11 protein-coding genes and 1 pseudogene are annotated in these 13,391 nt (G+C 72.8%); 7 read left to right on the top strand and 5 right to left on the bottom strand.

The window, feature by feature from the left end:
• The first annotated feature begins 60 nt into the window (after positions 1 to 60).
• Positions 61 to 765 (top strand): DcrB-related protein, encoded by a 705-nt coding sequence (locus ACYVP9_RS10290; RefSeq protein WP_460604711.1) that lies wholly within the window; start codon positions 61 to 63, stop codon positions 763 to 765.
• Here ACYVP9_RS10290 and ACYVP9_RS10285 read toward each other — a convergent pair.
• The gene (locus ACYVP9_RS10285; RefSeq protein ID WP_460604710.1) at positions 743 to 2,083 is read right to left on the bottom strand and encodes a sensor histidine kinase; all 1,341 of its coding nucleotides are present in this window, start codon (positions 2,081 to 2,083) and stop codon (positions 743 to 745) included. The genes ACYVP9_RS10290 and ACYVP9_RS10285 overlap by 23 nt on opposite strands.
• 1 nt (position 2,084) lies before the next feature.
• Positions 2,085 to 2,771 carry a response regulator transcription factor gene (locus ACYVP9_RS10280; RefSeq protein WP_460604709.1) on the bottom strand — a complete coding sequence of 229 codons (687 nt, stop codon included), beginning with the start codon at positions 2,769 to 2,771 and terminating at the stop codon, positions 2,085 to 2,087.
• A 50-nt stretch (positions 2,772 to 2,821) separates the two neighbouring features.
• Here ACYVP9_RS10280 and ACYVP9_RS10275 point away from each other — a divergent pair, with 50 nt between their 5' ends.
• From ACYVP9_RS10275 to ACYVP9_RS10260, 4 genes are read left to right on the top strand one after another with little or no spacing between them, the layout of a single operon-like run.
• Positions 2,822 to 4,285, top strand: a complete 1,464-nt coding sequence (locus ACYVP9_RS10275) for a UbiD family decarboxylase (protein WP_460604708.1) — start codon at positions 2,822 to 2,824, stop codon at positions 4,283 to 4,285.
• Between the two features lie 34 nt (positions 4,286 to 4,319).
• Complete coding sequence (gene mqnP, locus ACYVP9_RS10270) at positions 4,320 to 5,210, top strand: menaquinone biosynthesis prenyltransferase MqnP (protein WP_460604707.1); 891 nt, start codon at positions 4,320 to 4,322, stop codon at positions 5,208 to 5,210.
• Complete coding sequence (locus ACYVP9_RS10265) at positions 5,207 to 5,827, top strand: UbiX family flavin prenyltransferase (protein ID WP_460604706.1); 621 nt, start codon at positions 5,207 to 5,209, stop codon at positions 5,825 to 5,827. Before mqnP ends, ACYVP9_RS10265 begins: the two co-directional genes overlap by 4 nt.
• Positions 5,828 to 5,848: 21 nt before the next feature.
• A complete protein-coding gene (locus ACYVP9_RS10260; protein ID WP_460604705.1) occupies positions 5,849 to 6,313 on the top strand; it encodes an Lrp/AsnC family transcriptional regulator in 465 nt (154 codons plus the stop codon).
• Between the two features lie 102 nt (positions 6,314 to 6,415).
• Here the strand turns inward: ACYVP9_RS10260 and ACYVP9_RS10255 are convergent, their stop codons facing one another.
• Genes ACYVP9_RS10255 through ACYVP9_RS10245 form a run of 3 tightly spaced genes read right to left on the bottom strand, consistent with a single transcriptional unit; the run spans position 6,416 to position 10,214 of the window.
• Complete coding sequence (locus ACYVP9_RS10255; RefSeq protein ID WP_460604704.1) at positions 6,416 to 7,315, bottom strand: class I SAM-dependent methyltransferase; 900 nt, start codon at positions 7,313 to 7,315, stop codon at positions 6,416 to 6,418.
• Positions 7,300 to 7,986, bottom strand: a complete 687-nt coding sequence (locus ACYVP9_RS10250; protein WP_460604703.1) for a TetR/AcrR family transcriptional regulator — start codon at positions 7,984 to 7,986, stop codon at positions 7,300 to 7,302. The genes ACYVP9_RS10255 and ACYVP9_RS10250 overlap by 16 nt, the downstream gene beginning before the upstream one ends.
• Positions 7,983 to 10,214, bottom strand: coding sequence for an MMPL family transporter (locus ACYVP9_RS10245; RefSeq protein WP_460604702.1), 2,232 nt, complete (start codon positions 10,212 to 10,214; stop codon positions 7,983 to 7,985). The genes ACYVP9_RS10250 and ACYVP9_RS10245 overlap by 4 nt, the downstream gene beginning before the upstream one ends.
• Positions 10,215 to 10,392: 178 nt before the next feature.
• Between ACYVP9_RS10245 and ACYVP9_RS10240 the strand changes: the two are divergent.
• Both ACYVP9_RS10240 and ACYVP9_RS10235 read left to right on the top strand, forming a co-directional pair.
• Positions 10,393 to 11,274, top strand: a pseudogene (locus ACYVP9_RS10240) (alkaline phosphatase family protein); the annotation flags it as partial.
• Positions 11,257 to 13,320 carry a PKD domain-containing protein gene (locus ACYVP9_RS10235; protein ID WP_460605060.1) on the top strand — a complete coding sequence of 688 codons (2,064 nt, stop codon included), beginning with the start codon at positions 11,257 to 11,259 and terminating at the stop codon, positions 13,318 to 13,320. The pseudogene ACYVP9_RS10240 and the gene ACYVP9_RS10235, both read left to right, overlap by 18 nt.
• Positions 13,321 to 13,391 lie beyond the last annotated feature (71 nt).

Below are 13,391 nucleotides of genomic sequence, written 5' to 3'. Positions count from 1 at the left end.
GTCAAGACCACCTGGGAGCGGGCCCGGACCGTTGCCGGGCCGCCGTGGGACCATCGGCTGATGACCCGTCGCCGTGTTGTCCGTCGACCGGCGGACGGTGTCACGCGCCCTGTCCCGTTCGCCGCCGCGTGCGCCGCCGCGCTCGTGCTGCTCGCCGGTTGCGGCTCGACCGTCGACGGCACGCCGTCGGGGTTGTCCGGCAGTGCCGCGCCGTCGCTCTCGCCCGGCGCCTCCGGATCGTCCGGCCCCTCGGGGTCGTCGGCCGCGCCCTCGCCCGACCCGTCCGTGTCGGTGCCGTTCGCGACCGACGGCGCGCCCGGCCCGTCGGGCGGAAGGACGGTCGGCACCGACGACTTCGAGCTCACCCTGCCGTCCGGGTGGACGTCGTCGTCGCGCCTCGACACCGGCATCGTCGCCGTGTACTTCGGGCCCACCGTCGACGGCTTCACGATCAACACGAACATGGCGCGCGAGCTCGCGCCCGGCGCCGACCTGGACACCTACCGCGCCCGGACGCTCGCGAACCTGCAGACGCAGTTGCCGATCACCGATCTCAGCGAGACCCGCTCGCTCACGGTCGGCGGTGAGCCCGCGGTCACCTACGACTTCCGCTCCGAGATCCGCAACCAGGAGTTCAAGCAGGGCCAGGTGGTGGTTCTGCACGACGGTTACGGGTTCGTGTTCACCTACTCAGCCTCGCTGGGCACCTACGACACCTACGCGCCGCAGGCGGCGTCGATGGTCACGTCGCTGCGCTGGAAGTGAACCGGCCGAGCGCCAGCGTCACCAGTGCGCCGCCGGACGCACCGCTGCCCAACGTGAGCGACCCGCCGGACGATTCTGCGCATCTGCGCGCAATGTCGAGTCCGAGCCCGCTCGAGCCGCGATCGCTGCGGCCGCGCACGTGCGCGCCCGCGGGCAGGCCGGGACCGTCGTCCTCGACGACGAGCCGCGCGGCGTCGTCGTCCGCGTCGAGCGAGACCCGGAACGCCACGCCCTCGGGCGTGTGGGCGACGACGTTCTCGAGCAGCGCGTCGACGGCGGCGGCGAGGTCCTCGGCTCCGGCGCGGACGAGCAACGGTGCGGACGGCAGCTCGACGGCCATCGCGCGGCCCTGGTCCTCGGCGAGGGCCGACCAGAACCCCACGCGGTCGCGCACGACGTCGGTGGCGTCGCACGACGGCAGCCGGCCCTCGCGCTGCGGGCGCCGGGCGGCGTGGATGACCGCCGTCAGCATGCGTTCGAGGTTCGACACGTGCGCACCCACCCGCTCGGCCTCGACCGGGTCGCGCAGCGCCTCGGCGTCGAGGCGCAGCGCGGTCATCGGCGTCCGCAACCGGTGCGACAGGTCGGCCGTGGTCTCGCGCTCCTCGGCGATGAGCTGGTCGATGCGGTCGGCCAGGCGGTTCAGCGCGCGTCCGACGTCGGCCACCTCGGCGGGACCGGTGGTGGGCGCCCGGGCGGTCGTGTCGCCGGCGCCGAGCCGTCCGGCGGTGGTCGCGGTCTCGACGAGCGGGCGCACGATGCGGCGGGTCAGAACCTCTCCGAGCGCCACGCCGAGCCCGATCAGCAACACCGCGGCACCGCCGAGGAGTAGGAGCGGGCCGTCGGCGCGGGCCATGACCTCGTCGTCGGTGGCGTAGACGCGCACCACGAAGTTGCGGTCGTCGGCATCGGGGTCGCCGTCGCCTCGGAAGGTGCCGAAGCGCAGCTGCACGAGGATGCCGTCGGCGTAGTCGGTCGGCTCGCCGGTCGGGCGGTCGGCGTTCGGCCCGCCGGGGCCGTCGCCGTCCCCGCCGGGAACGGACGGCAGGTCGGACGGGCTGCCGGGCGGCGGCGTACCCACGACCGATCCGTCGGGCAACCGCACCGACACGTCGTGGTCGAGCTGCCGCAGGTAGTCGGCCAGGCCGGTCGTGCCGTACTCGCCGACCCCGCGTGCCACGTCGCCCGCCTGGCGGCGCAACTCGTCGGCGGCGTCCGAGCGCACGTTGTTGCGGATGAGGACGGTCAGCGGGATCGCGAACGCCAGCACGACGAGCGTCGTCATCCCGACGACGAGCAGCAGGATGCGGCGCCGCACGTCAGCCCGTCCCGGGTGCGGCCAGCCGCACGCCGACGCCGCGCACGCTGTGCAGGTAGCGAGGTTCGGCGGCCGTCTCGCCGAGCTTGCGCCGCAGCCACGACAGGTGCACGTCGACGGTGCGGTCGGACCCGCCCCACGCCAGCTGCCACACCTCGCTGAGCAGGTCGCGTTTCGTCACGACCTCGCCGGCGCGCCGGGCGAGCGCGAGCAGCAGCTCGTACTCCTTGCGGGCCAGCTCGACCGGGCGTCCGTCGACCGTGACCTCGTAGCTGCGGGTGTCGATGCGCAGCCCGCCGACGGTGATCACGGGGTCCTCGTCCGTCTTGCCGCTGCGGCGCAGCAACGCCCGGACGCGGGCGGTGAGCTGCGCGGCGGTGAACGGCTTGATCACGTAGTCGTCGGCGCCCAGGTCGAGCAGCCGCACCATCTCGGCCTCGTCGTCGCGGGCGGTGGCGACGATCACCGGCACGTCGCTGACCGCCCGCAGCATCGACAGCACGTCGGCGCCGTCGATGTCGGGGAGGCCGAGGTCGAGCAGCACGACGTCCGGACGGTTCTCGACGGCCGCGCTCAGCGCCGGCAGGCCCGATCCGACCGCGTTCACGGTGTGGCCGTGCTCGCGCAGCGCCCGCAGCAGGGCGGTGCGGATCGCCGCGTCGTCCTCGACGAGCAGCAGCTGGGCCATGGGCGCGAGGCTAACGGCTCACGCTGAAGTCGGGCCCGGATACTGGAGGCATGGCCTTCGCCGATCTGCAGGACTTCCTCGCCGCGCTCGACAAGGACGGCGACCTCGCCCGGGTGAAGGTGCCCGTCGACCCGCACCTCGAGGTGACGGGCATCGTGACGCGGACGCTGCGCGAGCAAGGCCCGGCGCTGCTGTTCGAGAAGCCCACCCGCGGCCGGATGCCGTTGCTGCTCAACGCCTTCGGCACCCACCGGCGCATGGCGCGGGCGCTCGGCGTCGACGACCTGGACGAGATCGGCCACCGCATCGGTGAGCTGCTCAAGCCCGAGCTGCCGCGCGGCGTCGGCGGCTTCAAGGACGCGCTCGGCAAGGCGGCCCAACTGCGGACGCTGCCACCCAAGCGCACCAAGGACGCGCCCGTGCACGAGGTGATCGTCCGTGGTGACGACATCGACCTCGAGGAGCTGCTGCCCGGCGTGCTCGCCTGGCCCGAGGACGGCGGCGTGTTCCTCAACCTGGGGCTGACGCACACCAAGCATCCCGAGACGGGCACCCGCAACCTCGGCATGTACCGGCTGCAGCTGCAGGACCCGCGCACCGTGAGCCTGCACTGGCAGATCCACAAGGACTCGACGAACCACGCCTCCGTCGCCGAACGGCGCGGTGAGCGGTTGCCCGTCGCGATCGCGTTCGGCTGCCCGCCCGCGGTGACGTACTCGGCGTCCGCCCCGTTGCCCGCCGACATCGACGAGTACCTGTTCGCGGGGTTCCTCGGCCGCGAGCGGGTCGAGCTCGTCGACTGCGTGTCGGTGCCGCTGCAGGTGCCGGCCCACGCGCAGGTGGTGCTCGAGGGCTGGGTCGAACCGGGGGAGCGGCTCCCGGAGGGTCCGTTCGGCGACCACACCGGCTTCTACACACCTGTCGAGCCGTTCCCGTTCGTGCGCGTCGAGACGGTCACGATGCGCAAGAAGCCGATCTACCAGTCGATCGTCGTCGGACGCCCGCCCCAGGAGGACGGCCCGATCGGCAAGGCGACCGAGCGCATCTTCCTGCCGCTGATCAAGATGACGCTGCCCGAGCTGGTCGACTACGACCTGCCCGAGGCGGGCGTGTTCCACAACGCGTGCATCGTGTCGATCGACAAGCGCTTCCCGAAGCACGCGCAGAAGGTCATGAACGCGATCTGGGGCGCCGGTCTGCTGTCGCTGTCGAAGCTGATCGTCGTCGTCGACGCCGACTGCGACGTGCACGACTACGCCGAGGTCGCGTGGCGCGCGTTCGGCAACGTCGACTACGCCCACGACGTGCTGCACACCGTCGGGCCGGTCGACCACCTGGATCACGCCTCGTACGAGCAGTTCTTCGGCGGCAAGCTCGGCATCGACGCCACCCGCAAGCTGCCGACCGAGGGCTACCGCCGCGACGGCGGCTGGCCGCGGGAGTGCGTGCTGGACGACGAGACGGCCGCGCTGGTCGAGCGTCGGTGGCGCGAGTACGGCATCCGCCGCCGGTGAGCGTTCCCGACCGGCCCGCTGGCAGGATGGGAGCGTGACCGCCACGGCCGAGCGGGGTCGCGTCCGCTCGTTCCTCTCGCTCGTGATGATCGAGCACTCGGTCTTCGCGCTGCCGTTCGCCTACATCGCCGCGCTGACCGCCATGTGGCAGCAGAACCGGTCCGTGCACTGGGTCGACCTGCTGCTGATCACCGTCGCCATGGTCGGGGCGCGGACGGTCGCGATGAGCGCGAACCGCATCATCGACCGCGAGTTCGACGCCCAGAACCCCCGCACCGCGCGGCGCGAACTGGTGACGGGCGAGCTGTCCGTCCGCTCGGCATGGGTGGGCACGGCGGTCGCGCTCGTGGTGTTCCTGGCCGCGGCGCTCGCCCTGTCGCCGCTGTGCCTGCTGCTGTCGCCGGTCGCGGTGTTCGTGCTCGTCCTCTACTCCTACGGCAAGCGGTTCACCGACTTCCCGCAGGCGCTGCTGGCGCTCGCGCAGTTCGTCGCACCGATCGGCGCGTGGCTCGCCGCGGCGGACGAGATCCCTGCGGCCGCTGTGGCGCTCGGCATCGCCGTCGGCACCTGGATCGGCGGCTTCGACCTCATCTACTCGTGCCAGGACGCCGAGATCGACCGACGCATCGGGTCGAGGTCGTTCCCGGCCCGGTTCGGCATCCCGGCGGCGCTGCGCGCGTCGTCCGTGGTGCACGTCGTCACCGTCGCCGCCTTCGCCTGGTTCGGTGCCGCCGCCGGCCTCGGCCGGCTGTGGTGGACGGGGCTGGCGCTGATGACGCTCGTCCTGGTCTACGAGCACCTCATCGTCAAGCCGCACGACCTGTCGCGCGTCAACCGCGCCTTCTTCACCGCCAACGGCGTCATCGGCATCGGGCTGTTCGTGTTCGCCCTCGCCGACCTGATCGTGCAGGGGTTGTCGGCGTGAGGGAGCCGTGGGTCGTGGGGGTGTCCGGCGCCTCCGGCACGCCCTACGCGCGCTCGGTGCTGACCGCGTTGCTGGACGCGGGCGAGCCCGTCGACCTGGTGGTGTCCCGGGCGGCGCGATTGACCATCCTCGACGAGACCGGGCTGTCGTTCCGCGACGCGCACTGGCGCGACGACCTCGCCACGTGGCTGGGACGCGAGCTCGGCGACGTCCGTTACTGGACCGCGGGCGACCTGGGCGCCGGGCCGGCCAGCGGTTCGTACCCGGCCAAGGGCATGGTCGTCGTCCCTGCCTCGACCGCGGCGGTGGCCGGCATCGCGATCGGGCTGTCGAAGGACCTGCTGCAGCGCGCCGCCGACGTCACCCTCAAGGAACGCCGGACGTTCGTGATCGTGCCGCGCGAGACGCCGTACACCCGCGCCACCCTGCAGCACATGCTCACGCTGCACGACGCCGGTGCGGTGGTGCTGCCCGCGAGTCCCGGCTTCTACGCCGCGCCGAAGTCGCTCGACCAGCTCGTCGACTTCGTCGCGGCCAAGGTGCTCGACGTGCTCGGCGTGCCCCACGACCTCATCACCCGGTGGCAGGGCACGCTCGGCGGCGCGTCGCAGGGGTGACGCGCGGGTAACGTCCCGGAAATGGACGCGACCGACCGCAAGCTGCTCGACGCCCTGCGCGCGAACGCCCGGGCGACGTACGCGCAGCTCGCCCAGCACGTCGGTCTCAGTGCGCCCGCCGTGCACGAGCGGGTGGCCAAGCTCGAGCAGGCCGGGGTGATCACCGGCTATCACGCCGCACTCGCCCCGGAGTCGCTCGGCTACGCCGTCAACGCCCTCGTCGGCATCTTCATCACCGACAGCGCCGACACCGACGACATCGCCGACGCCCTCGCCGGCCTGCCCGTGGTCGAGCACTGCTGGTTCGTCGCCGGCGAGGAGACGTTCATGGTCAAGGTGCGGGTGCCCGATGTCGCCGGTCTCGAGGGCGTCATCCGCACCCTCAACCGCATTCCCGGCATCGGCCGCACCCGCACCAGCGTCGTCCTGTCGACCAAGTTCGAGGACCGCGTCCCCACCTCGGGCCCCGTGGATCCGGGCGTCTGACTGGTCCGATCGCGAGTTGACTGGTCCTTTCCGGGGCTGACTGGTCGCTTGAAGTGATCCAGTCAGGGGCGAAACGTGCCAGTCAACCCGGGAAGGGGCCGGTCAGCGGGCGCGGGCGGCGAGGGTGTACAGCCCCTCGTCGCACCGCCGTCCGGCGGTCGCGTAGCGCGCGGTCGCGACGTCGGCGGTGGCGAGGTCCTCGACGGCGAATCCGGCCTCGCCGAGCACAGCGCCGATCCGCTCGGCGGTCACCGCCCAGGTCACCGGTTCGCCGATGACCGCCAGACCGCGCACCCCTGCCCGCCGGGCGTTGTCGACCGGACGCCGTCCGGACAGCCGCTGGAACGCGTCCATCGTCAGCAACGAGCCGCGCCCGCAGAGCTCCTGCAGCGCGGTCAGGGTGCCGCGCACGGCGTCGGCGTCGAGATACATCGCGACGCCTTCCCACACGACGACGGTGCGGGCGCCGGTGCGCCACGGCGACCCGGCGAGCCGGTCGCCGAGCGTCTGGGTGTTGAAGTCGATCTCGACGCTGTGCACCCGGCCCGCCGCGAAGACCTCCGGGTGCGCGGCGACCACGCGACGCTTGAGCCGCGACAGCGGCGGCAGGTCGACCTCGATCACCGGACGCCCGCCGAGCTCGGCGGCGAACCGGTAGGCGCGGCTGTCCCATCCCGCCCCGAGTACGAGCACCTGCTCGGCCCCGGGCAGCTCGTCGAGCAGGTGGTCGTCGATGAAGCGGTGCCGGCACAGGACGGACGTCGACACCCCGCCGATCGCCGTCCGCTCCATCGCGTGCCGCAGCGGACGGACGGCCGGTGACCGCAACCCCGTCCGCGCGGCCCGCCCTGCGGCGCCGAGGAAGACCGCTGCGTACGGGTCGTCGACGATGCGCTCGGCCTCGGGACGGTCGTGCTCCAGCGCCCGCCACAGCGTGACCGCCTGCGCCGTGATCGACGGACGGCCGGTGCGGTGCAACCGCGGCATCAACCCGATCGCCACGCGCGCATCCTCTCGAGCAGGTCGCGGGTGTCCTGCGCGCCCATGTCACCGCCGTGCTCGTCGTTCACGGCCTCGCCGATGCACGCGGCGCGCAGCACCTGGAAGGCGAAGTCCTGCCGGTCGCCCCAGGGCACGAACGGCTTGGTGATCATGAGCGCGGCGATGCCGTGGGCGACCGTCCACATGCGCAGCGCGATCTGCACCGCGTCCGCAGCGGGGAAGAGTCCGTCGGCGATGCACTCGCGCACGACGTCGACGAAGTGGACGAAGGCGTTGTCGGCCAGCACGTCGTCGACCTCGGACGCCTCCCCCTGGTGCGGGTGTCGTTCCATCGTGGCCAGGCGGTAGTGCTCGGGGTGCTCGACGGCGAAGCGCACGTAGGCGAGCCCGAAGGCGCACATGCGGTCGATCGGGTCGGGGACGCCCTCGCCGGCGGTCAGCATCGCGTCGTCGAGCGCGGCGAACACGTCGGCGACGACCGCGTCGAGCAGGGCGTCCTTGTCGGCGAAGTGCAGGTAGATCGACGGCGGGGTGACGCCGACACGTTCGGACACCGCCCGGATCGAGACGGCGGCCGAACTGCCGGACGCGGCGAGCAGCTCTCCGGTGGCGGCCACGATCTCGGCCCGGAGCTGCTCGCCGCTGCCGCGGGGGTTGCGACGACGGGTCACGCGTCGACCAGTTCCTTCCGTGGTCCCGGCGCCGGCGCGCCCTCGTGCAGGCCGATGCGCTCGTGCAGCCGGGCCAGGGGACGCGGCGCCCACCAGTTCCAGCGGCCGGCGAGGCGCATGAAGGCGGGCACCAGCATTCCTCTCACCACGGTCGCGTCCATCAGCACCGCGAGCGTAAGCCCGGTGCCGAACAGCATCATGAACGAGACGCCCGAGGTCGCGATGGCGGCGAACACGATGGCCATCAGCGTGGCCGCGGCAGTGACGATGCGGCCGGTGTGGCCGAGGCCGACGGCGACGGCGCGCTCGTTGTCGCCGCTGGCGAGGTACTCCTCGCGGATGCGCGAGAGCAGGAACACCTCGTAGTCCATCGACAGGCCGAACGCGAGGCAGAACATCAGCGGCGGCATCGACGCGGGCAGCGCCCCGGTGGTGGTGAGGTCGGGGAACAGCCAGCCGAGGTGGCCGTCCTGGAAGATCCACACCATCGCGCCGAAGGTCGCCGACAGCGACAGCAGGTTCAGCACCACGGCCTTGAGCGGCAGCAGCAGACTGCCGGTGAACAGGAACAGGACGATCAGGGTCGTCACCGCGATGAGCGCGAGCGCCCACGGCAGCGCGTCGCCGAGCGCGTCGAGGCTGTCGCGGTCGACGGCCGCCTGCCCGGTGACGAGCGTGTCGAACGGGGCGGGTGCAGCGCGTACGGCGGTGACGAGGTCCGAGGCCGCGTCGGACTCGGGGTCGAGGTCGCTGCGCACCTGCAGGTAGGTCGCGCCGTCGCGGCCCAGGGCGGGGTTGCCGCCGGCCACGGCCCGTCCGTCGGCGTACGTGCCGGTGACCGCGGCGACCGAGGTGACGCCGTCGAGGCGCGACAGTTCGGTGGCGTACGGCGCGATGCGCGCGTCGGTGCCGCCGGACGGAACGACCACCGACAGGGTGCCGGCGGCGTTGGCCGGGAAGTCGTCGCGCAGCCGGTCGCCGACCTGGTGGACGGTGGTGTCCTTCGGCAGCACCCGCTCGTCGGGGTAGCCGAACTTCACCCCGAGGAACGGCAGGCCGAGGAAGACGAGGAAGGCGACGACGGCCACGGCCACCGGCAGTGCCCGCTTCATGACGGCGCGGGCGAAGCGGTACCAGGCGGTCTGCTCGACCGGCTTCGGTGCCGGCTCCGGACGGCGGAGCATCCGGCGGACGGCGCGGCGCAGGTCGAGCTTGTCGATCCGTCCGCCGACGAGGGTGAGGATCGCCGGCAGCAGCACCAGCGCCGACACGGTGGCGAGGGCGACGACGGCGATGCCCGCGTAGGCGAACGAGCGAAGGAAGTAGAGCGGGAACACCAGCATGGCCGCGAGCGACAGCGCCACCGTGAGGGCGGAGAACAGCACCGTCCGTCCGGCGGTGTGCATGGTCGTGCGGACGGCTGTCGCCGGGTCGGCCCCGCCGCGCACCTCCTCCCGGTAGCGGTTGACCACCAGCAGGCTGTAGTCGATCGCGAGGGCGAGCCCCAGCGCGGTCGTCATGTTGAGCGCGAAGATCGAGACGTCCGTCAGGGCCGCGATGCCGCGCAGCACCGCGAGCGTGCCGAGGATCGACACGATGCCGAGCGCCAGCGGCATCAGCGCGGCATAGAGGCTGCCGAAGACCAGGACGAGCACGATCGCGGTGAGCGGGATCGCGATGGCCTCGGACGCCGCGAGGTCGCTGCTGACCGTGTCGTTCACCTCGGCGAAGGTGGTGGCGATGCCCCCGGCGCGGACGGTCACGCCGTCGCGGTCCTTCGCGAGCCGTTCGGCGATCGCCTGCGCCCGCTTCGGGGCCTCGGAGTCGTCACCGGTCACCCGGGCGACGACGAGGCCGGTGCTCCCGTCGTCACTGCGCAGCGCGGCGGCCTGCGCCCGGGGTGCGGTCCAGAGCGACGACACCTGCACGACGTGGTCCTCGTCGCCGAGGCGGGTGGCGAGGTCGCGGCCGACGGTGCGGGCGGCGTCCGAGTCGGCACCGTCGGGAGCGGAGACGGTGAGGACGAAGTTCGTGCTCCCGGCGTCGAACGACTCGGCGAGGACGTCGGCGGCCCGGCTCGACTCGGACGTCGGGTCGCTGAACCCGCCGGAGCTGAGTCGGGAGGCGACCGGAGCCCCGAACACGGTGGCGAGGACGAGCAGGAAGCCGGCTACGACCAGCACCCGCCGGGGGGCGCGGATTCCGAGGTCGGCGAGTCGGGTGAGCATCGTGGGCCTCCATCGGCGGGGTGGGTTATCGACGATAAGTTGACATCGATAAGTTAGCGCTGTCAAGTCATCGTTCGAACCGGGTCGCCCCCCGTTCGGTCGGGACGCACGGCTCTGTCGCCGCGCCCGACCGCGCGCCTACCGTGCGCAGCACACGCCGACGCGAGGGGGTCGCAGGGTGCGTAGGGGACGGCTGCCGGTGCTCACCACGGCTGCGGCATGCGCGCTGGCCGTGCTGGCCGCGATCGGCGCGACACCGGGCGACCGGCACCGGTGGGATGCGGCGGGCTCGGTCGGGGCGAACGTGACCGCGGTGCCCGGCTACGACCACGTCGTCGTCGTGGTCGAGGAGAACCACACCAGGGAGCAGGTCATCGGCAACGCCGACGCGCCCTGGATCAACGCCCTGGCCGCGAACGGCGCCAACCTCACGTCCTCCTACGGGGTGACGCATCCGAGCCAGCCCAACTACCTGGCTCTGTTCGCCGGGTCGACGCTCGGGCTGACCGACGACTCGTGTCCGCACACCTACCGGGACGCCGATCTGGCGTCGCGGCTGACGAGCGCGGGCCGGACGTTCGCCGGGTACAGCGAGTCGCTGCCCGCGGCCGGGTCGACGACGTGCTCCTCGAACGGGTACGCCCGCAAGCACGCGCCGTGGGTGAACTTCCCGGCCGTCCCGGCGTCCGCCAACCAGCCGTTCACGGCGTTCCCGTCCGACTACTCGACGCTGCCGTCCGTGTCGTTCGTCGTGCCGAACCTGCGCAACGACATGCACGACGGCACCGTCGCGCAGGGTGACTCCTGGCTCGCCGCCAACCTGGACGGGTACGTGCGCTGGGCGCGCACACACAACAGCCTGTTCGTCCTCACCTTCGACGAGGACGACAACAGCTCGGCCAACCGCATCCCGACCGTGTTCGCCGGGGCCCACGTGCGCCCCGGCGACGTCCCCGACCAGGTCAACCACTACAACCTGCTGCGCACGCTGACGGACGCGTTCGGCGTGGCGCCGCTCGGCCTGGCGGCGACGAGCCAACCGATCCTGTCGGTCTTCGGCGCGCCCGCCGACGACGCGGCGCCGGTCGCGTCGTTCACGTCGTCGTGCAATGCCCGCAGCTGCACCTTCGACGCCTCGGGTTCGTCCGATCCCGACGGCACCCTCACCGACTGGCGGTGGGACTTCGGCGACGGCACGGTCGGCACCGGACGCACGGTGACGCACCCGTACACCGAGGGCGGGCTGTACACGGTCGGGCTCACGGTCACCGACGACCACGGGGCCGGCGGGTCGACCGCGCGACAGGTGGTGGGCGGCGGAGCCTTCGCCGTCGACGGGTTCGACCGCACCGTCGCCAAGGGGTTCGGCGCCGCCGACCTCGGCTACGGCTGGACCGTCGGTGGCAACTCCGCGAACGCGTCCGTCTCGGCCGGGTCGGCTCGCTACGCCCTGACGGCGGCCGGCACGCAACTGACGGGCACGCTGACCCGCGTCCCGCGCACCGACAGCGAGGTGTCGGTCGCGTTCTCGCTGCCCGTCGTCCCGGTCGGGGCCGCCGCCACGACGACCGTCGTCACGCGCAGGGTGTCGTCCGGCAACGAGTACGACACCAAGGTGCTCGTGTATCCCGATCGCCGGATCACCCTGCGGGTGACGAAGGTGGTGGCCGGCAAGGAGACGATCCTCGCGGGGCCGGTGCTCGTGGCGTCGCCGTACACCGCGGGCACGGTGCTGCGCGTGCGTGCCCAGGCGTCCGGCACGGGCACCACCGCGCTGCGCGCCCGCGTCTGGCGCGACGGTGACGCGGAGCCGTCCTCCTGGGCGGCCACCGCCACCGACAGCTCGGCCGAACTGCAGGCCGCGGGGTACCCCGGCTACGCAGCCGGCCTGCTCACCGGGGCGACCTCCCTGCCCTTCATCGTGCTGCTCGACGCGTTCCGCGCCCGTCCGACGGTCGTCGCGGCGAACACGCCGCCCACCGCGGCGATCACGGCCGGGTGCACGTACCTCACCTGCTCGCTGTCGTCCGCCGGGTCCACCGACGCCGACGGGCGGATCGTGAGCTCGAGCTGGGACTTCGGCGACGGCGCGGCCGCCGAGGGGTCGGCCGTCTCCCACGCTTACGCGACCGCGGGCACCTATCCGGTGACCCTGACGGTCACGGACGACGCCGGGGCGACCGCGATCACCACGCAGACGGTGACGGCCACGTCGCCGCCGCTGAACCAGCCGCCGGTCGCACGGTTCACCGCGACGTGCAGCGGGCGCACCTGCACCTTCGACGCGAGTGCCTCGTCGGACGACGAGGGTGTCCGCGCCTATGGGTGGGACTTCGGCGACGGCGCGACCGGTTCCCGTCCCGTCGAGACGCACACCTTCGTCGCGGGTGGCACGTACTCCGTCCGGCTCACCGTGACCGACGAGTACGACGCCACCGACGCCGCGACGCAGTCGCTCGTCGTCACCGGGTCCTTCGTCCGGGACACCTTCGGCCGCGTCGTCGACAACGGCTGGGGCAGCGCCGACGTGGGCGGCGCGTGGAGTCTGTCGGGCACCGCGTCGCGGTTCACCGTCCGCCCCGGCGCCGGGACGATGTCGCTGGCCACCCCGGGCGCGCAGCTGGCGGCGTTCCTCCCATCCGTGAAGCGCACGGTCTCGGACATCGTGGCGACGGTCCGGACGTCGGCGGTGCCCGCCGGCGGCCCGCTGTACCTCACGTTCTCGGGCCGCCGCGTGAGCGCGGGCAACGAGTACGCCGCCAAGGTCCTGGTGTATCCGGACGGGTCCGTCACGGTGCGCCTCGTGCGGGTGGTCGCCGGTGTCGAGACCGTGCTGGCCGCACCGGTCAGGCTGAGCGGTGTCGTCGTCTCCGCCGGCATGTCGCTGACGGTGCGCGTCCAGGTGACCGGCAGCGCGGCAGGCACGACGCTGCGGGCGCGGGCCTGGCCGGCGGCGGGCGTCGAGCCCGGGACATGGCCGGTGTCAGCCTCCGACACGACTGCGACGCTGCAGGCGTCCGGCTACGTCGGCGTGGTCGCCTACCTCTCGTCGGCCGCCACCACGTCCCCGGTCGCCGTCGACGTCACGTCCCTGACCGCCGACTGACGGTTCACAGGTGCCGGCGGCCGATCGGGCACCCCGCGGGCCGGTCGTTCCGGCTAGGTTGCTGCGCGTGA

The organism is Jatrophihabitans fulvus (assembly GCF_054781375.1).
This window is presented reverse-complemented; position numbering and strand designations above follow the sequence as displayed.

What these genes read in the sequence shown, in the direction of transcription:
- ACYVP9_RS10260 (WP_460604705.1), top strand. Translation starts at nt 5,849, where the DNA reads ATGGACGCGACCGACCGCAAGCTGCTCGACGCCCTGCGCGCGAACGCC.
- ACYVP9_RS10245 (WP_460604702.1), bottom strand. Translation starts at nt 10,214, where the DNA reads ATGCTCACCCGACTCGCCGACCTCGGAATCCGCGCCCCCCGGCGGGTG.
- ACYVP9_RS10290 (WP_460604711.1), top strand. Translation starts at nt 61, where the DNA reads ATGACCCGTCGCCGTGTTGTCCGTCGACCGGCGGACGGTGTCACGCGC.
- ACYVP9_RS10275 (WP_460604708.1), top strand. Translation starts at nt 2,822, where the DNA reads ATGGCCTTCGCCGATCTGCAGGACTTCCTCGCCGCGCTCGACAAGGAC.
- ACYVP9_RS10280 (WP_460604709.1), bottom strand. Translation starts at nt 2,771, where the DNA reads ATGGCCCAGCTGCTGCTCGTCGAGGACGACGCGGCGATCCGCACCGCC.